This is a genomic window from Actinoplanes sp. NPDC023801 (assembly GCF_040639655.1).
Classification (GTDB): domain Bacteria; phylum Actinomycetota; class Actinomycetes; order Mycobacteriales; family Micromonosporaceae; genus Actinoplanes.
Window position 1 is genome coordinate 511592 of the sequence record NZ_JBFAAI010000002.1, and the last position, 24144, is coordinate 535735.

Genomic DNA, 24144 nt, shown 5'->3' on the forward strand with positions numbered 1-24144 from the left:
GGAGTGTTGTGCCGCATCTGTTCCTGCTGGCCAACATCATCATCATGGTCTCCTACTCGGCGATCATGGTGTCGATCGTGGTACCCGTGCACCGGGCCGGGCAGCTGGGATCGAACAAGCTCGCCACCGCCACCGCGATGATCTTCTTCAGTTGTGCGGTGGGGCACGGGCTCCACGCGGTGATGGCATACCAGGCACTGGCCGGGCCGCTCGGTCACCATCCGCCGGCGGCCGTTCTGAGCTGGTCGGCGGGGGCGGCGATCTGGGACGCGTGCACGGCGGCGGTGGGCATCTGGTACTGGAGCCTGCGGCGCGGGTACGGCGTGCTGCTGCACAAGGGTGCCATCTACGTCGACCCGTGGGGCCAGACGCGGCTGGACGAGGCGGACGCGCGGGAGCGGGCGGCCCGCGACCTGGCCGAGGCCCATCAGGCGACGCTGGCGACGGTCGCCGGGGACAGCGCCGACGCGATCATCGGGCTCACCCCGGACGGGGTGATCACCGCGTGGAACGGCGGGGCGGAGCGGATCTTCGGCTATCCGGCGGCGGAGGTGCTTGCGCGGCCGGTGACGGTGCTCACCGACGAGGCGGGTGCCGGGCAGCAGGCGGACATGCTGGCGCGGATGCGGGGCGGGGAGGGCAGCTTCTCGTACGAGGGCAGGCGGATCCGCCGGGACGGCGGCGCGGTCGAGGTGGCGTTCACCGTCACACCGGTCACCGATCCGTCGGGCGAGGTCATCGGGGTGTCGGTGATCGCCCGGGACGTGTCCGCGGCCAAGGAGGCGGCCGAGCGGGAGCGGGCCGTGCAGGAGCGCAGCGACCAGGCGAAACGGATGGAGAGCCTGGGCAATCTGGCCGGTGGGGTGGCGCACGATTTCAACAACATCCTGGCGATCATCGCGAACTACACGGATTTCGTGATCGACGAGACACGCGACCGGCCGCACGTGCAGGCCGACCTGGCGCACGTGCGGACCGCGGTGGAGCGGGCCACCAGCCTGACGAGGCAGCTGCTCACCTTCACCCGCGGCGACGCCGTCCAGCTGCGCGACGTCGACCTGAACGCGGCGATCGCCGAGGTGCACGCGGTGCTGGAGCGGACCATCGGCGAGCACATCACGCTGATCGCGGTGCCGGCACCGGCCCCGCCGACCGTGCACGCCGATCCGGGGCAGATCCATCAGATCCTGCTGAACCTGGCGATCAACGCGCGGGACGCGATGCCGGAGGGCGGCACCATCGTGCTGGAGGCGAACGTCGCCTCCCTGGACGGCGACGAGCTGAACATGCAGCCGCCGCTGCCGGCCGGGACGTACGCCCGCATGCTGGTCAGTGACACCGGCGAGGGCATGACGCCGGAGACCGCGGCCCGGATCTTCGAGCCGTTCTTCACCACGAAACCGCGCGGGCGGGGCACCGGGCTGGGACTGGCCACCGTGTACGGGATCGTCGCCGAGGCGGGCGGCAGCATCAACGTCTACTCCGAACTCGGCGTGGGCACCACGTTCCGGATCTATCTGCCGATCTCCGCCACGTCCCGGACGACCCCGTCGGCGAGCCGGTCCGGCAGCCCGCCGAGCGGGGACGGGCGCACCGTGCTGGTGGTCGAGGACGAGGTGGCGCTGGCCCGGATCATCACGCGGATCCTGACCGGCGGGGGTTATCAGGTCCGTACCGCGGGCAACGGTGTCGAGGCGCTGCGGATCTTCCATGAGCACGGCTGTGACCTGCTGCTCACCGACGTGATCATGCCGGAGATGACCGGTCCGAAACTGGCCGGGCTGATCCTGGCCGAGCGGCCGGACCTGCCGGTGCTGTACATGTCCGGGTACAGCAACGGGCTGCTCGGCACCACGCACGTGCTCGACGACGGCATCTCCTTCATCGAGAAGCCGTTCACCGGTGACGAACTGCTGCACAAGGTGTTCGCGACGATGTCGCATGACATTCGTCATGGGTGATCGCTGACGGTCGCGACTGCCCCCGGACGCGGAGATCGCGAACCATCGACGTATGAGCACACAGACGATCGAGGTGGGCGGGCTCCGCCAGCGGTACGGGGACTTCGAGGCCGTCCGGGGCATCGACTTCACCGTCCCGAGCGGCGGACTCTTCGCCCTGCTCGGCACGAACGGCGCCGGGAAGACGACGACCATGGAGGTCCTCGAGGGGTTCCGCCCGGCGGCCTCGGGGACGGTCCGGCTGCTCGGCGCCGACCCGTACCGCGATCGCAAGGTTCTGCGTCCCCGGGTCGGGATCATGCTCCAGGAGAGCGGCCTGATCGGCGACCTGACCGTGTCCGAGACCGTCGACCTGTGGCGGGACCTGCACACCGACCCGATCTCGAAGGACGACGCCCTCAAGAAGGTCGACCTGGCGGACAAGGCGGACACCCGCGTACGGCAGCTGTCCGGCGGGCAGAAGCGGCGGCTCGACCTGGCCCTCGCCGTCGTCGGCCGCCCCGAGGTGCTGTTCCTCGACGAGCCGACCACGGGCATGGACCCGGAGGCCCGCATCGCCACCTGGCGGCTGATCCAGGACCTGGTCGCCGGCGGCACGACGGTGCTGCTCACCACGCACTACCTGGAGGAGGCGGAGCGGCTCGCCGACCGGATCGCGATCATGCACCGGGGTGAGATCCGGATCGCGGGGACCGTACCCGAGGTGATCGCCGGTCACGGCGACCGGATCGACTTCCGCGTCCCGGTGAACACCCCGATCGACACGCTGCCCCGCATCGACGGTGCGGCCCCGGAGATCATCGTCGCCGACGGCCGGCCCACGGCCCGTTACGCGCTCACCGGCGGCGACCCGGACGGCCGCGCTCACCGCTCGGTTGCTGCCCTGCTGGCCTGGGCGGGCGCGCAGAACGTCACGCTGGACCGCCTGTCGGTCCGCCCCGCCTCCCTCGAAGACGTGTTCCTGAGCATCGTGGAGAACCAGTGAAGACCGACCTCGCGCACATCTACCGGCTGGCCCGGCTCGACCTGGGGCTGATCTTCCGGAACCGGTCCGCGCTCACCAACGCCGTCCTGATGCCGCTCGCTGTCACCGCGTTCCTGATCTTCTCGGCCCGGGAACAGGGCGACCCGGCGAACGTCGAGTACATCGTCACCGGCCAGATCGCCGGGCTCCTGGTGTACGCGCCGCTCGTCAACCTGGCCGGTTTCTACACCAGCCGCCGCGAGGAGCTCGTCCTCAAACGGCTGCTCGGGGGCCCGGCGTCGGCGACCGCGATCCTCGGTGGAAGCGCGGCCGGCGCCACCGCGGTCTATCTGCTGCAGGCCTTCGCGGTCGCCGTCACGGCGGTGGTGATGGGCTTCGGGCTGCCGGAGAACCCGCTGCTGGTCCTGGTCGCGGCGCTGGGTGGGGCGGCGGTGTTCGCGTTGCTGTCGATGACGATCTCCGGGGTCAGCTCCTCCGGTGAGCTGGCGCAGCTGGCGACCGTGCCGGTGATGCTCGGCTGCCTCATCCTGTCCCCGGTGATCGTGCCTGCCGACGCCTTCCCGGAGCGGCTCCGGCAGATCGCCGAGTACGTGCCCATGACACCGATCGCGGACCTGGTGCGGGCCGGTTACGGCGCGGCCTTCGAGTGGTCCTCGCTCGGTGTGCTGGCGGCGTGGATCGCGGTGGCGGCGGTGCTGGCCCGGCGGTTCTTCCGCTGGGACCCCCGTCGCGGCTGAAGATTAAGGTGTCGTCATGACCGGTGCCATCGATCGAGCTCGCCGGATCACCATGTGGAGTCTCGGCTTCAGCCTGCTCCTCGCCTGGTTCGGCGCCGCCGCCGGCATCGGGCTGGCCGTCACCGAGGACGGGGTGCATCCGGTCCGGCTGTCCGTCGCCGCCGCCGGGCTCACGGTCTTCAGCTGGTACGGGATACGCCTGACCCGCTCGGTGTCGATCAACTGGCCGCGGCACGCCCGCCGGAGCCGGGCCGAGATGGCGGTGACGGCTGCCGCGGCGGTGGTGGTCATGCTGGCCCAGGACGCCAGCCCGAGCGCCTGGGGCATGATCGCGGTCGGCTGGGTCAGCCTGGCCACGGTCCGCACCGGCCGGCTCATGACCGCCGTGCTGGCGGTCAGCACCATCGCGGTCTCGGTGGGTATCGCCGAGATCAACCCGGGCCTGCAGGCGCTACCGACCGAGGGCAACCTGCTCGTCTTCACGATCCTGTGCCTGACCCTGCCGTACGCGAACAAGCTCTGGATCTGGATTCTCGACCTGACCGAGCAGGCGCATGCCAGCAAGGACGCCGAGGCCCGGCTGGCGGTCACCGAGGAGCGGCTGCGGTTCGCGCGTGACCTGCACGACCTGGTCGGGCACAGCCTGTCGGTGATCGCCGTGAAGAGCGAACTGGCCGGCAAGCTCACCGCCATCGACGCGGGACGGGCGGCCGGGCAGATGGCCGAGGTCCGCGCCCTCGCCCAGGACAGCCTGCGCCAGATCCGCGAGGCCGTCCGCGGATACCGCATCCTCGATCTGGTCTCCGAGGTCGCCAGTGTGCAGGCGATCCTGGAGGCCGACGGGGTGCGTTGCAAGGTCGACCTGCCCGCCGCGACCGTCGCCCCGGAGGCGGCCGGCCCGTTCGCCTGGGTGGTCCGGGAAAGCGCCACGAACATCCTGCGGCACAGCACCGCCACCTGGTGCACGATGACGTTGCGCGCCGCCGACGGCTCAGCTGTCCTCGAGGTCGTCAACGACGGCGTCGGCGCCACGGCCGAACCGGGCGGGACCGGCCTGGCCGGGCTCGCCGAACGCCTGTCCGCGGTCGGCGGCTCGCTCACCGCCCAGCCCACCGGCGACGGCCGCTTCCTGGTCCGCGCCGTCGCACCCACCTCCGTCACGGGAACCGCCGCATGATTCGCGTTCTGCTCGCCGACGACCAGCACCTCATCCGGGAGGCGCTGGCCATGATGCTCGAGTTCGAGGAGGACCTGACCGTCGTGGCCCAGTGCGGCCGCGGCGACGAGGTGCTCACCGCGGTCGCCGCCCACGATCCCGACGTCATAGTGCTCGACATCGAGATGCCCGGCCTCGACGGCCTCACCGTCGCCGAACGGCTGCCCGGCCGCGCGATGCTGATCCTCAGCACCTTCACCCGGCCCGGTCATCTGCGTCGCGCCATCGCCGCCGGCGTCCGCGGTTTCATCCCGAAGGACTCCTCAAGCGCCGAACTCGCCGCGGCCATCCGCAAGATCCACACGGGTGGGCGGTACCTGGATCCGGAGCTCGCCGCCGAGGCGATGATGGCCGGTGAGAGCCCGCTCACCGACCGGGAACGCGACACCCTGGCCCTCGCCGCCTCCGGGGCCTCGGTCGCCGACATCGCCGCGCGGCTGCACCTGAGCGAGGGCACGGTCCGCAACTACCTGTCGAACGCGATCACCAAGCTGGGCGCCCCCAACCGCCTGACCGCCATCCACCACGCCCAGCGCATGGGCTGGATCTAGCCACGACTCCGTGGCGGAAGCGCACTGGCGCCGTTCCGTCACGACGGCGCGCGGCGGACCCGTCAGGTCGTCGGGCGACGCACATCGTCCGTACGGATGTACCGGCAGTGGATCACGAACCAATCGTCCGTCATACCCGTATCCGAATGGTGGAAAGTCGTCCAGGCAGCGACCATGCCTCGAGCAGCCATCAGGAGCGGCCATGGAGCAGAATGCCACGAGGCTCAAGGACGCGGAACCGGACTCCGGGCAAAACCTTTCAGTGACAGGCGCGGAGCCGAGGCCCCGGATCTCGCCGGATGCCGAGCCTACGTTCCGGCTCGATGGGCGCTACGAGGTGATGCAGATCGTCACCAACGGGTTGATGTTGGTGGTCACGGCCATGGCGACGATATTCGCGTTCTCCGCGCTGAACGAGCAACGAATCATCAACCGGAATCAGGCCGAGATGAATCGGAGTCAGCTGGAGCTCAATACCCTCGAGAAGGAGCGGGCCCAACGCCGGTACGCCTCGCGGGTCGCCCTGTGGTCCGACGACAGCATCCCCCTCCATTCCGATCCGAACGACATGACCGATGTCTACGTCTCGCGTCTTCAGAATCGGGCAACAGTGCCACTGACCTCGGTTTATCTGGCGGTCGATCTCGGCACTGGTACCAAATTCCACCAGATAGGCGATATCCGCCCCTGCTCCATCACCACCATTCGTCTCGGCATCGAGGGTGGCGACACCGACGGATATCGTACGGGGCAGAACATCGGCGACCCGGCCGTCTACTTCAACGACGTAGTGGGTTCCTGGTTGATGGACAGGAGTGGGCTCCGGCCTCAACCACTGCCGCAGGATGTGACGAGTCTCGTCGATCGGCGTATCGAGGTGAGCGCCAAGCCGGGGGAAGCCACCGACTGTGGTTCTGACTAGCCTGTGCCGGCATTGTCGAAGGCGGCGATCCTGCCGGGCAGCTCGGTGAGCGAGTCGATGCGCATCGTCGTGTCCAGCGTCGCCCGCGGATCGTCCTGGTGGATGAAGGCCCACGGTCCACGCCGGATCAGCGCCGTCCGGAAGCCGGCCGCGCCGGCCGGCAGCACGTCGTTCTCCAGACGGTCACCGACATAGAGCGTCTGCTCCGGCGGGAAGGGGACGGCGCCCGCGACCGCGTGGAAGAACGCGATGTCCGGTTTCGACACCCCCCAGTCCTCCGAGGTGCCGATCATGTCGGTCGGCAGGTCGAGCGCCCGCAGATCGAACCCGGCCCGGACCGGCTGGTTGCCGGCGATACCCACCCACAGTCCCGCCGCGCGCAGGGCGGTCAGCGCCGGCCGCACATCGGGATAGAGGTCGTCCTCACCGAAACCCTCCGGCTGTCCCGCGGCCAGCCGTTTCTCCCGCTCGACGGCGAGGTCGATCCCGGGCCGGAGAATCTCGAACGCCCGCCGATGGTCCTGCCCGGCGGCGATCACCGCACCGAAGACCGCCGAGAACGTGTGCCGGGGCACGCCGAGCCAGTCCGCCCACTCCCCGAAGATCCGGCTCTCGTCGACCAGGCACTCACCGACATCGAAGACCACCGCACGGATCATCCCGTCAGCTTAGGTTCCGGACGGCTCCCTGTGAGCCCCGCCGGTTCCGCCGATCAGGCGGGTTTGATCTCGACGGGGATGCCGTTGAGGACGCTGTTGCCGGAGAGCGGGTCGATGACCAGCTCGTCGGTGAGCACGTTGGAGTTGACGCCCGGCACGGTGGCGGCCACCGACAGGCGGGTGCCCGGGACGTCGTGCCCCCAGCCGTGCGGGAGGCTGACCACGCCCGGCATGACCCGGTCGGTGACCTCGACCCGTACGGTGAGCCCACCGGCCCGGGAGGTGACCTGCGCCGCGTCGCCGTCGCCGAGTGACAGCCGTTCCGCGTCGGCCGGGTTGACCTGCAGGGTGCAGCGGTCCCGGCCTTTGATCAGGGCCGGCACGTTGTGCATCCAGCTGTTGTTGGAGCGCAGATGCCGTCGCCCGACCAGGACCATCTCGTCGCGGCGCCGGTCCAGGGCGGTGAGCAGCCGGGCCGTCTCGCCGGCGAACGGGGCCGCGAAGAGCTCGACCTTGCCGGAGGGGGTGCGCAGCACCGACGGAATGCGGGGACGCAGCGGCCCCAGATCGATACCGTGCGGGTTGTCGATGAGTTTCCGCAGATTGAGGCCGTCCGGCCGGGCGCCGAAGCCGTCTCCGTAGGCGCCGGTGCGCAGTGCCACGTCCAGCAGCCGTTCGGCCGGGTGGTCGCCGGTGACGGCGTCGTGGTGCTCGGCGGGCACCCGCTCCAGGGCCCGCTGGAGCAGGAAGTCGTGCAACAACGACGGATCCGTGTCGGGCTGTCCGGAGAGGATCAGGGTGAGCCGGGCGAGGATGTCGCACTCGTCGGGCACGTCCGGGCCGGGCGGCAGGACCGGCGGTGAGTACGCCGCGAAGTTGCGCACCGCCAGCGCCAGGAACGAGAAGTCGTAGTGTCCCTTGCGCGCCGGGTCGGTCGGCGGCAGCACCACGTCGGCGTGCCGGGTCGTCTCGTTCAGGTAGGGATCGACGCTGACCATGAAGTCGAGACCGGCGAGCGCCCGGTCGAGCCGCCCGCTGTTGGGGGCGGACAGCGCCGGGTTGCCGGCGATCGTGATCAGGGCGCGGACCTGCTCGTCGCCGGGGGTCTCGATCTCGTCGGCGAGGGTCGCGACCGGGAGTTCGCCCTTGACCTCGGGCAGTCCGCGGACCCGGCTGTGCCACCGGCCGGTGCGGAAACCCTTGCCCCGCTTCGGCTCGTCGCTGAGGTGGGGGGCGAGCGGGAACATCACACCACCGGGCCGGTCCAGGTTGCCGGTCAGGATGTTGACCACGTCGACGAGCCAGCTGGTGAGGGTGCCGAACTCGACCGTGCAGGTGCCGATCCGGCCGTAGACGGCGGCAGCCGGGGCGGCGGCCAGCTCCCGGGCCAGGCCACGGATCCGGGCGGCCGGGATACCGCAGGCCCCGGCGACGCGTTCGGGGGTGAACGGCTCGGCCAGCTCCCGCACCAGTTCGACGCCGGAGACGTGCCCGGCGAGGTCACCCAGGTCGGTCAGGTCCTCGGCGAACAGCGTGTGCACGATGCCGAACAGCAGGTACGCGTCCGCGCCGGGGCGGATGAACAGGTGCTCGTCGGCGTGCGAGGCGGTCACCGTACGGCGCGGGTCGACCACCACGAAACGGCCGCCGCGCGCCTGCAGCGCCTTGAGCCGCCCGGGGAAGTCGGCCGCAGTGGCGAGGCTGCCGTTGGACTCCCACGGGTTCGCGCCCAGGATCAGCATCAGGTCGGTGCGGTCGATGTCGGGCACCGGGATGGTCAGCGGGTTGCCGAACAGGTGGCCGCAGGACACGTGTTTCGGCATCTGGTCGACGGTGCTGGCGGAGTACACGTTGCGGCTGCCGAGCGCCCGGATCAGCGGCGCGACGTAGAGGCCGCCGGACATCGTGTGGACGTTGGGGTTGCCCAGGTAGACGGCGAGCGCGTGGGGGCCGTACCGCTCGAGGATCTTGCGAAGGCCGGCCCGGACCGCGTCGAAGGCGGCGTCCCAAGTGGCCTCCCGGCCGTTGACCAGCGGCTTCCGCAACCGGTCCGGATCGTCGTTGAGCTGCCCGAACATCGCGCCCTTGGGGCAGACGAAGCCGTGGCTGAAGACGTGTTCGCGGTCGCCGCGGGCGGCCACCACCCGTTCGCCGTCGACCGTCAGCTCGAGGCCGCAGGCGGCTTCACAGAACGGGCATGTCCGGTACGCGGTCCGCGGCATGGCAGCCTCCCATCATTGGGTTACTGGCCGGTATCCTGCCACGCGAGCCGAAAGATCGCCCCTACTGCCGGACATGTTGCAGGGTGGACCCCGTGAACTCCGACGCGCGCCGGGCGCGGTTCGAACGGCTGGCGCCGGTGGTGATCGACGCCGTCCGGCGCTATCTGGCTCGCCGCACCGACCCGGCGACCGCCGACGACGTGCTCTCCGAGACCCTGCTGATCTGCTGGCGGCGGCTGGACGAGATGCCGGCGGAACACCTGCCGTGGGCGTACGGTGTGGCCCGCAACTGCCTGGCCAACGCCGAACGCGGGCAGCGCCGCCAGTTCCGCCTGCTCGCCCGGATCTCCCGCCTCGACCCGCGGCCGGCCGTGCTCGACGGGCCCGCCCCGCCGGACGGCGACCTGGAGCGGGCACTGCGGTCGCTGACCGCGAAGGAGGCCGAGATCCTGCGGTTGTGGGCGTGGGAGGACCTGGCCCCGGCCGCGATCGCCGTGGTTCTCGGCATCACCGCGAACGCGGCGTCGATCCGGCTGCACCGGGCCAAGGACCGACTGCGAAAGACGCTCACCGCTTCCGGACATGAGCAGTCGACAGAGGGGAGCCGGCCGTGACCGACGACGATCTGCGTGCCCGGCTGCGCCACGCCGACCCGGCGGCGTCGCTGGAACCGGCCTCCCCCGACCAGGTCGTCCATCTTGTGGAGGAAGCCATGTCCGGTACGACGCGCCGCTGGACCCTGCCCGTCGCCGCCGCCCTGGTGCTGATCGCCGGCGGAGCCGCGTGGGCGGTGACCAGGCCGGCGCCGCGGGAACCGGTGCCGCCGCCGGTCGCGGCCGCGTCCGCGCCGGTGCCCGGTGTCGTCGTTCTCACCGCCACGGGCATGCAGGCCAAGTGCCGTGAACCGGAGCCGCAGCGCCTCGCGGAGTCCGCCGATTTCGCCTTCGCGGGCACCGTACGCACGATCGAGGACGGCCGTGTCACGCTCACGGTCTCGCGTGTGTTCCGGGGTGAGGTGGTGGGCAGCGTCCAGGTGGCCCAGAAGGGGGAGAGCTCCGAGCAGATGCTCGGCAGCGGGAAGTTCGAGATGGGCCGGGAGTACCTGGTGGCAGCCGCCGACCACACCGTGATGATCTGCGGCTACAGCGGCGAGTCCGACTCGGTCGGGCTGCGGGATCTTTACGAGGCGGCCTTCTGAGCGCCGCCCCGCGGAACCGTCACGAAGCCGCTTTCTGAGCGGGCTCCCCGACGACCGGGTGACGCAGGCCCGGGTGATCCGCCGGAAGGCTCCGGCGGATCACCCACCAGCTCACCGCCAGGCACGCCGCGACCAGCGGCCCGGAGAGCACGATCCGCGCGGTACCGAGCGCCGCCAGATATCCGGCCTGGTACAGCGGCAGGAACACGGCGACGCGGATCACGTACTGCGCGACCCACACCCAGCTGCCCCGCGAGTAGGCCCGCAGCAGCGCCGGGTCGCGCCGCCAGCGGGTCCGCTGCCCGAGCACGGTCCCGACCACTATGCCGAGCAGCGGCCAGCGGATCACGATGCTGATCACCCAGGCGAGCACGCTGGCACCGTTGCTGAGCAGCTGAAGCAGGAAGAAATTCTCCGCCTTGCCGGTCCAGAGGGCGATCAGCGCGGCGACGCAGACCACGAAGAGCCCGATCAGCACGGCGCGCGGCTTGTCGCCCTTGCGCAGCCGCCACACCGAGAGCCCGACGGCGCAGATCACGGCGGCGATCGCACCGGCCCCGATCGACTCCCCGAAGGCGAGCCAGCCGGCCACGAACCCGACGGCGGGCAGCGAGGCGTCGACCGCGGCCCGCCGACCGTTCAGCAACTCCGCCAGCGTTTCCGGCTGCGCCATCTCCACCCGCCCCACGTGAGGTTAGGGCAGCCTAATCCCCCATCCCACACCAGTCGACGCCAGGTGGGCGTTTCTCTCGCCCCTACTTCACATTCTTTCGTACGGGTCACGAGGAGTACCGGGCCTACACCGCGACGCAGGCGCCGGTCCGGGCCGACAGCGCGCCCGCCGGGCGTATGCGGTGGCGCACAGTCACCAGGGTCGGACCGTCTAGGTGAGACGGAACGCCTCCGCCTCGATCGTCGTGTCCTCGCCGTGGCCGGTGTGCACCACGGTCTCCGGCGGCAGGGTGAACAGCTTCGCCCGGATCGACTCGACGATCAGATCCGCGTCGGACCAGGACCGGCCGGTCGCGCCCGGCCCGCCGTTGAACAGGGTGTCACCGGTGAAGACGTGCCCCAGCTCGGGCACGTGGAGGCAGACCGCGCCCGGCGCGTGACCCGGCGTGTGCAGCACCTCCAGCACCGAACCGGCCACCTCGATGCGGGCACCGTCGGCCAGGTCGATGTTCCACCACACATCCGAGCCGTGGGTGAGCTCCCACAGCGGCCACTCCGCCGGGTGCAGCAGGATCGGCGCGCCGGTCCGCTCACGCAGGGCGGGCGCGACCCGTACATGATCGTCGTGGGCGTGGGTGCAGACGATCGCGACCAGGCGGCGGTCGCCGACCACCTTAAGGATCGCGTCCACGTCGTGCGGGGCGTCGATCACCACACATTCCTCGTCGTCGCCGACGACCCAGATGTTGTTGTCGACGTCGAAGGTCTGACCGTCCAGGCTGAAGGTGCCGGAGACGGCACCGTGATCCACACGCAGCATTCCTGGATTGTCCGCTAAGCACTTGCCGGATCGGGAGCGTTACAGGGGCATGACAGCGAACCGTTTCTCATCTGGCGTCGAGCCCGGCGGCGTGAGCCTGCCGGCAGACGGCCGGGAGCACCGGCCACGCCACGTCGAGAACAGTTCGTACGAGGACTTCGCCGGGGCCCGGCTCGGGGCACTGCTGCGCTACGCGACCGTCCTCACCTGCGATCCGCACCAGGCCGACGACATCGTGGGCGAGGTGATGGTCCGGGTCTCCGGGCGGTGGCGGCGGATCTCGGCGATGGAACAACCCGAGGCGTACGTGAAACGCATGATCCTGAACGAGTTCCTGTCCGTGCGGCGCCGGTGGGGACGGGTCGTCCCGATGTCCCACGAGCAGCTGGACATCAGGGCCGCAGCCGTCGACCCGCTCACCGCCCGGCAGGAGCGCGACGAGCTGATCCGCCGGGTGGCCGCCCTGCCGCCCCGGCAGCGGGCCGTCATCGTGCTGCGCTACTTCGAGGGTCACACCTATGACGAGATCGCCGAGCTGATGGGGAGCCGGGCGTCGACCGTACGGGCGCAGGCGTCGACAGCCCTGGCCAAGCTCCGTTTGGAGGCCGAGGTCCGATGAGGGACGAAGACATGTTGCGCGACGCACTGCACACGATCGCCGGCCGCGCGCACGACCCGGGGCCGGTCGCGGCCAGGGTCGCGGCCCGGGCGCGGGCTCACCGGCAGCGCCGGGGACTGCTGGTGGCGTCGGCGGCCGCGGTCGCCGGGGCCGGCGCGGCGGTGGCGGTCCGGCCTCGTACGCCGGGCCCGGACCTGCCGCGGGTGACGCCCACCGCGAGTGGCCCGCCGGCCGGCACCCGCGCCCCGCTCGCCTTTCGCCCCGGCCGGCTGCCGGCCGGGTTCGCCGAGATCCGCCGGATGGGTACGGTGCCCGGCAGCGGGCCGGTGTCACAGACCCGCACCTGGCAGCGCGGCACGGACCCGGAGGACATGGTCCACCTCTTCCTGGTTCCCCGGTCCCAGTTCGACACGTTCGGATTCGAGTCGCTCACCCTCGGCGGGCGCCGCGCCTGGGCGAACGCCGGCCCGGGCAAGATTTGGGTCGAGGTGGACGAGAAGTCCATGGTCAGTGTGTCGGTGGGCCGGTCGGACCGGACCGGCCGGCTGGCCCGGGAGATCGCCGCGTCGATCGAGCCGGATCCGGGCGCCGGCGTGGCGGTGTCGCTCTCCTTCGGCTGGCTTCCGGACCGGTTCACCGGGCCGGTCAGCGCCGAGCTGAGCGGCACGGCCGATCGATGGCAGGAGATCCTCCGGATGGACCGGGCGATCCAGGCCGAGCTGGTGTGGGAGGTCTCCACGTCCAAGGGCGAGCCGGTCACGTTGCGGGGACGGCCCGGTTGGATCCACCCGGGCGACCCGGACGCCGGCTGCCCCGACCTGCCCGGCAACGCGGTGGCGTGCCGCGGGATGTCGGCGTTCGCCCGGATCGACCTCGGCCAGAACCGCCTGCTGCGGGTCCTCGTCGATCCCGGTGCCACGGTGAACCGCACCGAACTGGTCCGGATCACCGAGGAACTGACCCTCGGCCCGGAACCCGACACCGCCTGGCTGCCCCGGCGGTGATCAGTCGTCGACGGTCACGGTCAGCCGGGCCATACCCCGATCGCAGCCGGTCAGCTCGATCTCGACCTTGCGGTGACCGCCGACCGCCCGGAACTCGCCCCCGTCGTTCTTCTGCTGGTGCACCTCGAATCCCTGAGCCGGGGACATGGAGAGGATCCGCCGGCAGTCGGCGACCACGGTTCCGCCCTCGGTCGGGACGGACCGCGCCGCCTCGGAGGCCACCGCCCGGCTCGGCGCCGGCCCGTCCGGCGGCGACGGGTCGCCCAGCTCCTCCAGGGCCCGGCGCACCTCGTCCTCACTGACCGGCTCGCCCTGCCGCGACGTCAGCAGCCCCGAACCGACCAGACCGATGCCCACCACGCCGACCATCACCGCGAGGAAGGCCGCAACGATCCATCCGACGGCGATGACCAGGGGCAGCCGGCCGAGCCGGTCGATGAGGCGCACGCGGCAACTATCCGCCGCCGGGTGCTAAGGCGGGCACCACTCATCGCTAAAGGAGGGTTAAGAACGGCATCTTCGCCGGTCCCGGGGGCTACCGTGCAGCCGTGGCGAGACTCCTGCTCATCGAGGACGATCCGGCGATCCGGACTCCCCTGCTCCGCGCCCTGCGGGACCGGGGACACGCCGTGGCGGCGGCCGCCGCCGCGATGGAAGGGCTGCAGACGGCCCTCGCCGAACGGCCCGACCTGATCGTCCTCGACCTGGGCCTGCCCGACCTCGACGGGCGCGAACTGCTGCGCATGCTGCGGGCGGTCAGCCGCATCCCGGTGATCGTGGCGACCGCCCGCGACGAGGAGACCGAAATGATCCGGCTGCTCGACGCCGGCGCCGACGACTACGTGGTCAAACCGTTCACCGCGGCCCAGCTCGACGCCCGCGTCCGGGCCGTGCTGCGCCGCGGTGACCCCGGCGGCGCCGAGACCTCACCGGCCCTCGAAGTGGGCGGGTTGCGCATCGATCAGGCAGCCCGCACCGTCACCCTGGACGGGACGCCCATCGAGCTGACTCCGCGCGAGTTCGACCTGCTCCACCATCTGGCACTGCGGGCCGGGCAGGTCGTCACGAAACGGGAACTGCTCAGCGAGGTGTGGCAGGTGCCGTACGGCGGCGCCGACAAAACCGTCGACGTGCACCTGTCCTGGCTGCGGCGCAAACTCGGGGAGACCGCTCAGGAGCCGCGCTACCTGCACACCGTCCGCGGTGTCGGCGTGAAGCTGAGCGAGCCGGCATGAGGGCACGGCTGGCCCTGCTGGTGGCGGCGACCACGGTGCTGGTGCTGCTCGCGTTCCTCGTGCCGCTCGCCGTACTGGTCCGGCAGGTCGCGCAGGACCGCGCACTGAGCCGCGCCGACGACGTCGTCCAGTCGATCGTGCCGCTGGCCGCGACCGGCGACGCCACGTCGCTGCGGCTCACCGTCGAGGCGCAGACGGTGCCGGTCACGGTCTTCCTGCCCGGCGGCGGCGTCCTCGGCTCACCGACCGCACCCACCCCGGCGGTGCGTCTCGCCGCCGCCCGGCGCGCAGCCCTGACCGTCGCCACCGAACAGGGCCGCGAACTGGTGGTGCCGGTCGTCGGCGCCGGCGGGGCCACCGTCGTCATCCGTACCCTGGTCACCGAGGCGGAGCTGACCCGCGGCGTGACCCGCGCCTGGGCCACTCTGGCCGGCCTCGGCGGCACGCTCGTGCTTCTGGGACTGTTGGTCGCCGACCGCCTGGCCCGCACCATCATCCGCCCGATCAGCGAACTGTCCACCGTGTCGCACCGGCTGGCCCGCGCCGAACTGACCGCCCGTGCCGACCCGTCCGGCCCACCCGAACTGCGCGAAGTGGCAGGCGCCCTCAACCACCTGGCCGCCCGCATCCAGGACCTGCTCGCCACCGAACGGGAACGGGTCGCCGACCTCTCTCACCGGCTGCGCACCCCGCTCACCGCGTTACGCCTGGAGGCCGAGTCGCTCCGGGACCCCGGCGAGTCGGCCCGCGTCGCGTCCGCCGCCGACCAGGTCGCACGGGCCGTCACCGCGATCATCCAGCAGGCCCGCCGTGCCGGCACCCCGGCAGTCGCGCCCACCTGCGACGCGACCGCGGTCGTCGCCGGGAGGGTGGCGTTCTGGGCGGTACTCGCCGAGGACACCGGGCGTCGCCTCCACCAGGAACTGCCCGCCGGCCCCGCGCCGGTCGCCGTGGCCGCCGACGACCTCGCGGCCGCACTGGACGCCCTGCTCGGCAACGTCTTCGCCCACACCCCCGACGGCACGGCCTTCTCGGTCACCCTGACCACCGGGCCGGCCGGCGGAGCGGTGCTCACGGTCGCCGATGACGGTCCCGGTTTCCCCGCGGAGGCGACCCGCCGGGGCACCTCCGGCGGCGGCTCCACCGGACTGGGCCTGGACATCGCCCGTCAGGTGGCCGAGTCCCTGGAGATCGGCCCACCAGGCGCTGGCGGTGCGGTCGTCCGCCTGCAGATCCCCGCCCCACCGGAACCATGACGGCCCGCCGGATCCGCGACTCCGGCGGCTTCCGGGCGAGCCCCGTCGTACGTCCCGCGGACTGCCACCGGCGGCGGGCTTCAAAGCCTCCGACGTCCGGCCACGAACTCCGCCCGCCGCAGGCATGACCGGGGCGCGGCCCGCCGGCGGCGAGTCCCCTGATCGCGAGTTCTCACGCCGGGATCCCGGCCCGCGTGAGCGCGATCGGCATCTCGGCAGTCAGGTCAGTCGTCGTCGCTGCGGCCACGGTCATCGTCACCGCCCCGGCCACGGCTGCGGTCGTCGTCGGTGCGGTGGCGGGTCACCTCGCTGGTGACGGCGTCGACATCGATGTCGTGCTCGACACCCTTGACGATGACGTCCACGCCCCAGACCAGGCGGCCGTGCTCGCGCTCCCGCTCGATCGACTCGACCCGTCCACCGCCGGCCGCCCGGATCGCGATCGCCTTCGCCTCTCCCGAGCTGATCGCCGCCGTGCTGCCCGCCGTCCCGCGACTCGGCGAAGGGCTCGGCGACGAGCCCGAGCCATCCGAGTCCTCAGAGCTGGGCACGGCTCCCGGGCTCGGGCTCAGTGAGTCATCGGGGCTGGGCTCATCGGGGCTGGGCTCATCAGAGCTGGGCTCATCAGAGCTGGGCTCATCGGGGCTGGGCGAAGCTTCCGAGGTCGGCGCATCGCCGGCACCCGGCGAGTCGTCGAAGCTCAGCGAGTCGTCGCTCGTCCCCTCGGGCGACGGGCTCACGGTAGCCGCAGCCACAGCCTGACGACCGGTGTCGTCGGGGCCGCCGTCCGCCAGCGCCGTGCCACCGAAGCCCAGCACAGCAAGCACACCGGTCGTGAGCATCACCGCAGCGACGTTCTTCTTCATCTTCATCGGTCTCCCCCTCGGGTGGGTCTTCCGTCCGGTCGGCCGGACGGAGATCACCTTCGCGGGAGCACCGCTATGGGCGCGCTGTGTGAACGTTAAAGCCACGCTAACGCAGCTCAGCGCCATCCGAGGGCCATCACTGCTGCGGCCACCACCACGCCGGCCATCCGGCCTCAAGAACGTGTGAGGTTCGGGCGGCCGTCCGGGCACAAGCTCACAAGGTCGCAGGAAGGGTCGGCGATCCGCCAACGCGTGGCGGTGCGTTACGTGGGGTTCGCGCGGCGGCCGAGGCGGGCGAAGATCACGGCGACCGGCGCGAGCAACCCCGCCGAGCAGAGCAGCGCGACCGGGATCGACGTCCGCCCGGCCAGCGCGCCGAGCGGCGGCCCGCCCGCCACCTGACCGATCGCGTCGAACTGGCTGTTCACCGACAGCACAGTGGCGCGGGACGAGGAGTCGATCCCCCGGTTCAGCCAGGCCGACTCGAGCGGCCCGGCGAGTGCCCGTGCCGCGTCCCGCGCCCACAGCGCGCCGATCGCCGGCCACAGCGATCCGGCCAGGGCTAGTCCGGCCATCCCGGCGACCTGGAGCAGCGTCAGCACCGCAAGCAGTGCTGCGGGGTGTGCGTTTCCGGTCAGCCCGGCTCGTTCGACGGCGTAGTTGGCGCCCAGCCCGATCAGCTGGCCGACGATGGCGAAGGCGGCGAACCAGGCGGCCGGCGACGTGGTCCCGAACGTCGGCGGCAGGGTGAAACTGTTCAGCACATGCGCGGTCCACAGCCGGTCGAAGGCTTCTCCGGAGAGTCCGGCGAGCAGACTGATCAGCAGGAACGAGCGGACCAGCGGACGTCGCCGGGCCTGCCGGAGCCCGGCGGTCAGGGTGTCGCGCATCTGCCCGAAGGTGAGTCGTCCATCGGCGGCGGCCGGCGTGAATCCGGGCTCTCGCATGAGCGCCATCAGCACCAGGGCGAGCACGACGTATCCCGCGCCGGCGAGCAGCATCGGGAGCCGCAGGTCGAGCACCCCGGCCACGCCGGCCGCCAGCGAGCCGAGGATCATCGCGGTCAGTTCGCAGCGCCGCCCGCGCAGGAACACGTGGGTGAGCCGCTCCTCGCCCACCTCGTCGGCGATCCATGCCTCGATCGCGCCGGACGTGAACGTGTACCCGATCGCCCACACCACCTGCGCCGCGAGGATCCAGCCGAACACCGGCAACGAGCCCTGCAGGAGGAGCGATAGACCGATCAGAATCAGCCCCAGCTGTACGGACAGAGTCCGTGACCGGACGTCCGCCAGCACCCCGGTCGGTACCTCACCGAGAATGAAGGTGATCTCCATGACCGTGCCGACGAGAACCAGTTGCACGGGCGAGAGTCCGGCCACCCGCACGTGGAACACCAGCAGCAGGGTGAACGCGAACGTGAAGAGGAACCCGGAGACCGCGGTGAGCAGGTAGTAGACGCGCTGCTGGGTCAAGCCACGCCCTGGGCGACGAGGACACCGTCGACGTAGGCGAGGACCGGTTGCGGGCGGAATCCGGCGAACATCAGTTCCCGGTGGTGCTCGATCGTCACGTAGTGCTGCTCATGCACGCCCACCACGAAGTTGTAGCGCTTGACGAGTTCGGCCGACGCGAAACGGACGGTTTTCACCACGTTGCAGCCGTCCACTTTGATGGACAGGCCACCCCAGAACTTGTTGAAGGAGAACTGGACGGTGTGCCGCTCGTCGACACCGACATCGAAGGTCAGGAGCACGCCCGCCACTTTATACAGGGCGCTACTCTGCTCGTACCGATGAATATTTTGTCTGTTCTTGCCGGTCGGAAGGCCGGGTGGCCGCTGGTGGCGCTGCTGATGGTCGCTGGTTGTGCCCGTCCCGGGACCGTGCCCGAGCCGGGGACCGGGCGGTCGTCGCCTCCGCTGCCGGTGACGTCGGCCGCGATGGGCCTGCGCGCCACCGGCCTCCACCTGCGTAACTGCGGCAGGAAGCCGTTGACGGTCGAGGGCTACCCGGCTCTGGAACTGCTCGACGAGGACCGTAAGCGGCTGGACGTACGGGTCGTCCAGGGCGTCCGCGAGGTCGCCAGGATCGACCACTGGGAGGTCGAGCCGCGACGGGAGACCGTCGAACCCGGCGAGTCGCTGGTCTCCGTGCTGGTGTGGCGCAACCTGACCACCGACGGCGCAACCATCGTGACCGGGGAATTCTTGAGTGTCGCGCCGTCCGGTGGCCTGCCAGGGCACACCCTCGCCCTGCACGTCGACGCGGGGAACACCGGCAAGGTCGCCGTCGCACCGTGGATCGCCCAGCGGAGAAGGTAAGCGGATCCGGCTCACCGCGGCGTCCTATTCATGACGAGGACTGACGGCGGGAGAGCGAGTGCAAACCGGATTCGAGGAGTACGTGCGGGCCCGAGGGGACTCGCTGCGCCGGTTCGCCTTCCTGATCTGCGGTGACCGGCACCTCGGCGAGGATCTCCTGCAGGAGGTGCTGGTGAAGGCGTACCGCAGGTGGACCCGGATCGAGGCCGACCAGCCGGACAGCTACATCCGCACCGCTCTCGTCCGCTCGCACGTGTCCTGGCTCCGGCGCCGTTCCAGCGGCGAACGGCCCGGCGCCGTGCCCGACGAGGTGGCCACCGGTGACTTCACCGAGGGCCAGGCGCTGCGTGACGAGTTGTGGACCCGGCTCGGCGAGCTCACCCGTGCCCAGCGGGCGGTCATGGTGCTGCGTTACTACGAGGATCTCGACGACCGGCAGATCGGCGACGTGCTCCGGTGCTCGCCCAGCACGGTGCGGGTGCACGCGGCCCGCGCACTGGCCCGGCTGCGGGCCGGCCTGGCGGCGGCCACGAGCGAGGGAGTGAACCCATGAACCTCGAAGAGGACCTGCGGGCCACCCTGCACGAACGTGCCGCGGCGGCGATGCCCCCGACCAACGACCTGATGACGAACATCAACCTTGGCGTACGCCGTGACGTGCGCCGCCGCAGGCTGGTGGCCGGTGGGGCGGCCGTCCTCGCGGTGGTGACGGCCCTGGCCGTACCGATGATCGTGCGCGGTGGAGATGTCCGACCACGACCGATGCCCGCGACCTCGCTCCCACCCTCGCCGGCACCGTCGGAGGAGTGGGACGGACCAACGACGCCGAGCGCCAGCTTCTCGCTGATGCCCGGCTGGGCGCCGACGGGCCTGGGCGCCGGCAAGGTCCTCCAGCTGGGCCCGAACGAGCTGTTGCAGTTCGAGCGGGCGGGCCGCGTGCTCTCCGTCGAGGTCGGGCCGCTCCAGCCGGACCGTGGCGAGGACACGGAGGAGGAACACACCGCCGATGTCGGTGGCCGGCGCGCGACGGTGCGGACGCTTGTCGGCTACGACGGCGCGAAGCGCGGCGATCGGTTCATCGGGGTCAGCTGGAGGACCCCCGAGACCGGCCTCTGGGTACAGGTGCTCAGCTGGGGGCCGCTCACCGAGGCCGAAGTCCTCCGGTTCGCACGTGGGTTGAGCCAGCGCGACGGCGCCGTGGCTTCCGGCCCGGCACTGCTCGATTTCGCCGAGGTGCCGCCGGGCAGGTTCGTGACGCAGTTCTTCAGCCGCAGCACGGTGTGTTTCGCCCCGGGGGGACAACGGTATCCAACACGCCTGCCCGAGGGCCTCTGCGTCGAACTGCTCAATGAACCGTCGGAGCCGCTGGGCGCGGGCGAGTCGCTGACCGTCCGTGGCGAGAAAGCTGCTCTGGACATGGAGGGCGGCTCCATGACCGTCGACCTGAGTGCCGACCGGCACCTGGCGATCAGGTGGGACACCGAGAAGTTGCCCTTCAGCCGGGCGGACATCCTGAGGTTCGCCACCGGCATCACCCTGCACCGCCAACAGTGACCCGCCCCGGCACCGCCCCCGTCCGGAGAATCATTCGCGGGTTGCCGTGCGGTGCCGGGCCCATCGGTATCGGTGAGGCTGACAGGATGGCCGGGTGGATCTTCGAGTCGAGCCCTGGCGCCGTCCCGCTCATCGCCCCACCGGCGGGGAGGCGGCCGTCATGCTGGTCGCCTTCGCTCCCGGCGAGGTGCTGCCCGCGCTGGAGCTGGCGGCGGTGATCCCTCCGGACGCGCCGGTCGACGCGCTGGCGGTCCGCTTGCACCGCCACGAGGACAACCCCGAGTGGGTCGACGGTTTCCGGAGCGGGCCGCTGCGCAACCTGGCCGCCCGTGAGCTGCCCGATCTGCGGCCGCTCGACGAGGCGACGTGCTGCTACTCGATCCAGGTGCGGCTGCCCGACCCGGCCGACCTGACCCACCTCCAGCTGGCCTGGGCGGTGGCGAGGGCGGCAGCGCGGGCCGGGGCGGTCGCCGTGCTCGACGCCTTCGCGCACGACTGGTCGCCGGGCGCGCCGATCGCCGCGCTGGATCCGCACCGCCCGTTCAGCGTGATGCGGGAGATCAGCGTGGTCGCCGAGAGCGAGGAGTCACCCGGATTCGGCCATCCGGTGCACACCCGCGGCATGGTCAAGTTCGGTCGCCCGGATCTCGTCATGGGAGTCCCCGAGGAGCAGATCGGCGACGCCGCCTCGATCCTCAACCAGCTGGCCTCGATGCTCGCCGAGGGCCACGTCCTCGCCGCGGGCCAGCAGTTGCGGGTGGACGGCGACACGCTGAAGGTGGTCCATTACCGGCCCGGCGGCGACATCCCGGACGTCCAGCTCATCGGCGACGGCCTTCTGCTCACCAGCACCTGACGCCCTCACAGCCGGCCGGACCGGTCGGCGTCATCGCGTCCACAGGGTGACGTCGCTGCTGGTCGCGGCGACAATCGTCGAACCGGACGAGGAGAAACCGGCGGCGCGCAGGTCGGTGACGGTCTCGTCGAAGATGGTCCACCAGGATTCGCCGTGCTCGCCCTGCCAGGGACCCCAGCCGGTGGCGGACAGCACAACCCGCCGGCTCGGCCAGCCCGGGCTGACCACGTCCAGACGCCACTGCCCCTCGTCGACCGTGTTGCGCAGGCCGCCACCGAGCAGGCCCGTCATCCGCACCCGGACCCCGGCGAGGACGCCGATCCCCATGCAGGTCAGCTCGCTGTCGGGCCAGCTCCGGTCGCTGTCCTCGTCGCGGGCCAGCCGCTCACCGTGGGCGCTGAACAGGCCGAGCCCGTTGTGGGAGGCAACCAGCAGCAGGTCCTCCCCGGTCTCCGGGTGCGGGGCGAACCCGACCCCGAGCAGGCCACCGGCCCGCAGCGGACGTTGCTTCACCCACGGCGCCGGCGCGTCCACGACCGGCGGTGCGAGGAAGCGGTCACGCAGCTCGATCTGGTGCTCGTTCAGGGGGAAGCTCTCCGGCATGGGGTCAGTCTGCCGGAGCGTTCGCGTACGGAATCCATCGATGCAACAGGAAGGCGGCCAGCAGACCGCAACCACCGACCACGACCGCCGCCGCGGACAGGGTCGCCGCGGCCGTGACCGCGCCGATCATCAGCGGTCCGCCGCCCTGGCCGACGTCGGAGCAGAGCCGCCACGCGCCGAGGAATTCGGCGCGCCCGGACGTGGGTGAGGCGTCCGCGCCCAGCGTCATCACGAGGCCGGCGCTGAGGCCGTTGCCGAGGCCCATGAGCAGCGCCGCCGCGGTGAGCCCGGCGACGCCGCCGGCGAGTGGCAGCAGCACGTGGGCCAGGCCGAGCAGGGTCATGGCGGGGACGGCGGCGGCGCGGCGGCCGTACCGGTCCATGAGTTTTCCGGCCGGGTAGAAGAGCAGCATGTCGATGCCCCCGGAGACGCCGTAGATCAGGCCGATGGTGGCCGGTTCGAGGCCGAGGGACGCGCCCCACAGCGGGAGGATGGTCTGCCGGGAGGCGCGGAGCGCACCGACCAGAAGGACGCCGGTGCCGAGGGTTCGCAGGGTGTGCCGGTTGGCGTGGATGACGGTCCACAGCCTGGGGTGTCCGGTGCCGGGCGGGACCGCGCGGTCGTGCGGCAGGGGCGGCAGCAGGACGAGAATGACGGTGGCGAGGCTCACGCCGGCGATGGCGACGAGGTAGGCGCCGTCGATGCCGGCGAAGTGCATGGCTCCGGCACCGAGGAACGGGCCGCTGAAGGTGCCGATCCGCCCGACGCCTCCGAGGGTGGACATGGCCCGGGCGCGCAGTTCGGGGCGCACCGCTTCGGTGAGGTAGGCGTGCCGGGACAGCGCCCACGCCGAGCCGCAGACGCCCAGCAGCGCGACTGCGGTGCCGAGCAGGAGCACGTTCGCAGCGAGCATGCAGGCCAGCAGGGCCGGCACGGCCAGTCCGGCGGCGGCGAGCATGGTGCGCCGCTCCCCGATCCGGGAGATCAGCATGCCGGCCGGGAGGGAGCCGCTGATCTGGCCGAGGCCGAGCAGTCCGGCCACGACGGCGGCGGTGGCGGGGGACGCGCCGAGGCCGGTGGCGGTGAGGACGATGACGGGCGCGACCGCGCCGAGGCCGGTGGAGTAGACCGCGGACGGGAGGTAGACGGTGGGTCCGAGCTGGCGCAGCGTCTGCCCTTGGGTCGCGGTCACGACCGCACCATAACGGGGAGATGTGACAGGGCGGTCCGGGCCCGGCGGGGGACCTCCGCCGGGCCCGGACCTTGAGGGGGGTCAGTCCAGCTGGCCGCCGTAGTCGGGCAGTTTGAAGGTGCGCTCGGCGTGGCCGCCGCCGAGGTCGGTGGCACTGTTGCCGACGTTGGCGACGATCGTGTAACCGCGGCGTTCGATGTCGGTGCGAGCCTTGGTCTTGAGGGTCTGGTTGTCGGAGAAGTCGAAGGTGGGCCGGGTGTAGATGTCGGTCCACCGGTATCCGACGACGCGCAGGTTGATCTCGGTGGCCGCTTCGATGATCTCCGGGCGGGCGGTGACGAAGAAGACGGCGGCCCCGTCGGCGCGGGCCTGGCGGGCGAGCGCGAGGACGGACGGCGTCGCGTCGTACGGCCGGTATCTGCTCTGCAGTGCGGTGTTGTCGATGTCGAGCACGACGGCCGCGCGGACGCCCGAGGCGGGGAGCCTGGCGTCGAGGTATGCGGCGGCCTGGTCGGTGACGGCTTCGACGTCGGCGATCCAGGTGTCGTAGGGCGGCAGCGCGGCGGCATGCGCGGGGGTGGCGGCGACACCGGTGAGCAGCGCGGCGGCGACGGTGGTCACCAGTACGCGGAGGGAGAGGGTTCGCATGCGCCACATTATCGATGACCATAGATGAACGGAGGCTGAAATCCG

At 71.4% G+C, this 24144-nt stretch carries 27 protein-coding genes; 16 read left to right on the plus strand and 11 right to left on the minus strand.

The window, feature by feature from the left end:
* The first annotated feature begins 8 nt into the window (after window positions 1–8).
* The 6 genes from AB0G04_RS06745 (at window position 9) to AB0G04_RS06770 (ending at window position 6372) form a co-directional block, all read left to right on the plus strand.
* Complete coding sequence (locus tag AB0G04_RS06745) at window positions 9–1961, plus strand: ATP-binding protein (RefSeq protein ID WP_360977571.1); 1953 nt, start codon at window positions 9–11, stop codon at window positions 1959–1961.
* 52 nt (window positions 1962–2013) lie between these two features.
* Window positions 2014–2946 (plus strand): ABC transporter ATP-binding protein, encoded by a 933-nt coding sequence (locus AB0G04_RS06750; RefSeq protein ID WP_360977574.1) that lies wholly within the window; start codon window positions 2014–2016, stop codon window positions 2944–2946.
* Window positions 2943–3683, plus strand: coding sequence for an ABC transporter permease (locus AB0G04_RS06755; protein WP_360977577.1), 741 nt, complete (start codon window positions 2943–2945; stop codon window positions 3681–3683). Before AB0G04_RS06750 ends, AB0G04_RS06755 begins: the two co-directional genes overlap by 4 nt.
* Before the next feature lie 16 nt (window positions 3684–3699).
* A complete protein-coding gene (locus AB0G04_RS06760; protein WP_360977581.1) occupies window positions 3700–4860 on the plus strand; it encodes a histidine kinase in 1161 nt (386 codons plus the stop codon).
* The gene (locus AB0G04_RS06765; protein WP_360977585.1) at window positions 4857–5450 is read left to right on the plus strand and encodes a response regulator transcription factor; all 594 of its coding nucleotides are present in this window, start codon (window positions 4857–4859) and stop codon (window positions 5448–5450) included. Before AB0G04_RS06760 ends, AB0G04_RS06765 begins: the two co-directional genes overlap by 4 nt.
* Window positions 5451–5652: 202 nt before the next feature.
* Window positions 5653–6372: a hypothetical protein gene (locus AB0G04_RS06770; RefSeq protein ID WP_360977589.1), complete on the plus strand. Its 720-nt coding sequence runs from the start codon at window positions 5653–5655 to the stop codon at window positions 6370–6372.
* On the opposite strand, the gene AB0G04_RS06775 is transcribed toward AB0G04_RS06770, so the two are convergent.
* Complete coding sequence (locus AB0G04_RS06775) at window positions 6369–7031, minus strand: HAD family hydrolase (protein ID WP_360977592.1); 663 nt, start codon at window positions 7029–7031, stop codon at window positions 6369–6371. The two genes, AB0G04_RS06770 and AB0G04_RS06775, sit on opposite strands and share 4 nt — an antisense overlap.
* 53 nt (window positions 7032–7084) lie before the next feature.
* On the minus strand, window positions 7085–9253 hold the full coding sequence (locus AB0G04_RS06780; protein WP_360977595.1) for a molybdopterin oxidoreductase family protein: 2169 nt from the start codon (window positions 9251–9253) through the stop codon (window positions 7085–7087).
* Between the two features lie 92 nt (window positions 9254–9345).
* Here AB0G04_RS06780 and AB0G04_RS06785 point away from each other — a divergent pair, with 92 nt between their 5' ends.
* Together AB0G04_RS06785 and AB0G04_RS06790 are read left to right on the plus strand one after the other, a co-directional pair.
* A complete protein-coding gene (locus AB0G04_RS06785) occupies window positions 9346–9867 on the plus strand; it encodes a sigma-70 family RNA polymerase sigma factor (protein ID WP_360977598.1) in 522 nt (173 codons plus the stop codon).
* The gene (locus AB0G04_RS06790; RefSeq protein WP_360977601.1) at window positions 9864–10451 is read left to right on the plus strand and encodes a hypothetical protein; all 588 of its coding nucleotides are present in this window, start codon (window positions 9864–9866) and stop codon (window positions 10449–10451) included. The genes AB0G04_RS06785 and AB0G04_RS06790 overlap by 4 nt, the downstream gene beginning before the upstream one ends.
* Window positions 10452–10470: 19 nt before the next feature.
* Here the strand turns inward: AB0G04_RS06790 and AB0G04_RS06795 are convergent, their stop codons facing one another.
* On the minus strand, window positions 10471–11124 hold the full coding sequence (locus AB0G04_RS06795; protein WP_360977895.1) for a DUF3159 domain-containing protein: 654 nt from the start codon (window positions 11122–11124) through the stop codon (window positions 10471–10473).
* A 210-nt stretch (window positions 11125–11334) separates the two neighbouring features.
* Window positions 11335–11943, minus strand: a complete 609-nt coding sequence (locus AB0G04_RS06800; protein WP_360977604.1) for an MBL fold metallo-hydrolase — start codon at window positions 11941–11943, stop codon at window positions 11335–11337.
* A 91-nt stretch (window positions 11944–12034) separates the two neighbouring features.
* On the opposite strand from AB0G04_RS06800, the gene AB0G04_RS06805 reads away from it, so the two are divergent.
* Window positions 12035–12562: a sigma-70 family RNA polymerase sigma factor gene (locus AB0G04_RS06805; RefSeq protein ID WP_360977607.1), complete on the plus strand. Its 528-nt coding sequence runs from the start codon at window positions 12035–12037 to the stop codon at window positions 12560–12562.
* 11 nt (window positions 12563–12573) lie between these two features.
* Complete coding sequence (locus tag AB0G04_RS06810) at window positions 12574–13566, plus strand: hypothetical protein (protein WP_360977610.1); 993 nt, start codon at window positions 12574–12576, stop codon at window positions 13564–13566.
* On the opposite strand, the gene AB0G04_RS06815 is transcribed toward AB0G04_RS06810, so the two are convergent.
* Window positions 13567–14013 carry a hypothetical protein gene (locus AB0G04_RS06815; protein WP_360977613.1) on the minus strand — a complete coding sequence of 149 codons (447 nt, stop codon included), beginning with the start codon at window positions 14011–14013 and terminating at the stop codon, window positions 13567–13569.
* Between the two features lie 101 nt (window positions 14014–14114).
* On the opposite strand from AB0G04_RS06815, the gene AB0G04_RS06820 reads away from it, so the two are divergent.
* Both AB0G04_RS06820 and AB0G04_RS06825 read left to right on the plus strand, forming a co-directional pair.
* Window positions 14115–14801 (plus strand): response regulator transcription factor, encoded by a 687-nt coding sequence (locus AB0G04_RS06820; RefSeq protein WP_360977616.1) that lies wholly within the window; start codon window positions 14115–14117, stop codon window positions 14799–14801.
* Window positions 14798–16057 (plus strand): ATP-binding protein, encoded by a 1260-nt coding sequence (locus tag AB0G04_RS06825; protein ID WP_360977619.1) that lies wholly within the window; start codon window positions 14798–14800, stop codon window positions 16055–16057. The genes AB0G04_RS06820 and AB0G04_RS06825 overlap by 4 nt, the downstream gene beginning before the upstream one ends.
* A 224-nt stretch (window positions 16058–16281) precedes the next feature.
* Here AB0G04_RS06825 and AB0G04_RS06830 read toward each other — a convergent pair whose 3' ends face one another.
* The 3 genes from AB0G04_RS06830 to AB0G04_RS06840 all read right to left on the minus strand — a co-directional run bounded on the left by AB0G04_RS06830 (window position 16282) and on the right by AB0G04_RS06840 (window position 18679).
* Complete coding sequence (locus tag AB0G04_RS06830) at window positions 16282–16929, minus strand: PepSY domain-containing protein (RefSeq protein ID WP_360977623.1); 648 nt, start codon at window positions 16927–16929, stop codon at window positions 16282–16284.
* 257 nt (window positions 16930–17186) lie between these two features.
* Window positions 17187–18398, minus strand: a complete 1212-nt coding sequence (locus AB0G04_RS06835) for an MFS transporter (RefSeq protein ID WP_360977626.1) — start codon at window positions 18396–18398, stop codon at window positions 17187–17189.
* The gene (locus tag AB0G04_RS06840; RefSeq protein WP_360977629.1) at window positions 18395–18679 is read right to left on the minus strand and encodes a hypothetical protein; all 285 of its coding nucleotides are present in this window, start codon (window positions 18677–18679) and stop codon (window positions 18395–18397) included. The genes AB0G04_RS06835 and AB0G04_RS06840 overlap by 4 nt, the downstream gene beginning before the upstream one ends.
* 87 nt (window positions 18680–18766) lie before the next feature.
* On the opposite strand from AB0G04_RS06840, the gene AB0G04_RS06845 reads away from it, so the two are divergent.
* The 4 genes from AB0G04_RS06845 to AB0G04_RS06860 all read left to right on the plus strand — a co-directional run bounded on the left by AB0G04_RS06845 (window position 18767) and on the right by AB0G04_RS06860 (window position 21656).
* The gene (locus tag AB0G04_RS06845) at window positions 18767–19246 is read left to right on the plus strand and encodes a DUF4232 domain-containing protein (protein ID WP_360977632.1); all 480 of its coding nucleotides are present in this window, start codon (window positions 18767–18769) and stop codon (window positions 19244–19246) included.
* 58 nt (window positions 19247–19304) lie between these two features.
* Window positions 19305–19799: a SigE family RNA polymerase sigma factor gene (locus AB0G04_RS06850; RefSeq protein WP_360977635.1), complete on the plus strand. Its 495-nt coding sequence runs from the start codon at window positions 19305–19307 to the stop codon at window positions 19797–19799.
* A complete protein-coding gene (locus AB0G04_RS06855) occupies window positions 19796–20800 on the plus strand; it encodes a hypothetical protein (RefSeq protein ID WP_360977638.1) in 1005 nt (334 codons plus the stop codon). Before AB0G04_RS06850 ends, AB0G04_RS06855 begins: the two co-directional genes overlap by 4 nt.
* 94 nt (window positions 20801–20894) lie before the next feature.
* Entirely contained in the window at window positions 20895–21656 is a 762-nt protein-coding gene (locus AB0G04_RS06860; protein WP_360977641.1) for a hypothetical protein, read from the plus strand.
* Between the two features lie 30 nt (window positions 21657–21686).
* Here the strand turns inward: AB0G04_RS06860 and AB0G04_RS06865 are convergent, their stop codons facing one another.
* The 3 genes from AB0G04_RS06865 to AB0G04_RS06875 all read right to left on the minus strand — a co-directional run bounded on the left by AB0G04_RS06865 (window position 21687) and on the right by AB0G04_RS06875 (window position 24099).
* Complete coding sequence (locus tag AB0G04_RS06865) at window positions 21687–22259, minus strand: hypothetical protein (RefSeq protein ID WP_360977644.1); 573 nt, start codon at window positions 22257–22259, stop codon at window positions 21687–21689.
* A 4-nt stretch (window positions 22260–22263) separates the two neighbouring features.
* On the minus strand, window positions 22264–23451 hold the full coding sequence (locus tag AB0G04_RS06870; protein WP_360977647.1) for an MFS transporter: 1188 nt from the start codon (window positions 23449–23451) through the stop codon (window positions 22264–22266).
* 81 nt (window positions 23452–23532) lie between these two features.
* Complete coding sequence (locus tag AB0G04_RS06875) at window positions 23533–24099, minus strand: HAD family acid phosphatase (protein ID WP_360977650.1); 567 nt, start codon at window positions 24097–24099, stop codon at window positions 23533–23535.
* Window positions 24100–24144 lie beyond the last annotated feature (45 nt).

Coding starts and splice junctions, on each gene's coding strand:
- AB0G04_RS06875 (WP_360977650.1), bottom strand. CDS start 24,099: ATGCGAACCCTCTCCCTCCGCGTACTGGTGACCACCGTCGCCGCCGCG.
- AB0G04_RS06800 (WP_360977604.1), bottom strand. CDS start 11,943: ATGCTGCGTGTGGATCACGGTGCCGTCTCCGGCACCTTCAGCCTGGAC.
- AB0G04_RS06825 (WP_360977619.1), top strand. CDS start 14,798: ATGAGGGCACGGCTGGCCCTGCTGGTGGCGGCGACCACGGTGCTGGTG.
- AB0G04_RS06830 (WP_360977623.1), bottom strand. CDS start 16,929: ATGAAGATGAAGAAGAACGTCGCTGCGGTGATGCTCACGACCGGTGTG.
- AB0G04_RS06770 (WP_360977589.1), top strand. CDS start 5,653: ATGGAGCAGAATGCCACGAGGCTCAAGGACGCGGAACCGGACTCCGGG.
- AB0G04_RS06810 (WP_360977610.1), top strand. CDS start 12,574: ATGTTGCGCGACGCACTGCACACGATCGCCGGCCGCGCGCACGACCCG.
- AB0G04_RS06750 (WP_360977574.1), top strand. CDS start 2,014: ATGAGCACACAGACGATCGAGGTGGGCGGGCTCCGCCAGCGGTACGGG.
- AB0G04_RS06775 (WP_360977592.1), bottom strand. CDS start 7,031: ATGATCCGTGCGGTGGTCTTCGATGTCGGTGAGTGCCTGGTCGACGAG.
- AB0G04_RS06780 (WP_360977595.1), bottom strand. CDS start 9,253: ATGCCGCGGACCGCGTACCGGACATGCCCGTTCTGTGAAGCCGCCTGC.
- AB0G04_RS06865 (WP_360977644.1), bottom strand. CDS start 22,259: ATGCCGGAGAGCTTCCCCCTGAACGAGCACCAGATCGAGCTGCGTGAC.
- AB0G04_RS06760 (WP_360977581.1), top strand. CDS start 3,700: ATGACCGGTGCCATCGATCGAGCTCGCCGGATCACCATGTGGAGTCTC.
- AB0G04_RS06765 (WP_360977585.1), top strand. CDS start 4,857: ATGATTCGCGTTCTGCTCGCCGACGACCAGCACCTCATCCGGGAGGCG.
- AB0G04_RS06795 (WP_360977895.1), bottom strand. CDS start 11,124: ATGGCGCAGCCGGAAACGCTGGCGGAGTTGCTGAACGGTCGGCGGGCC.
- AB0G04_RS06855 (WP_360977638.1), top strand. CDS start 19,796: ATGAACCTCGAAGAGGACCTGCGGGCCACCCTGCACGAACGTGCCGCG.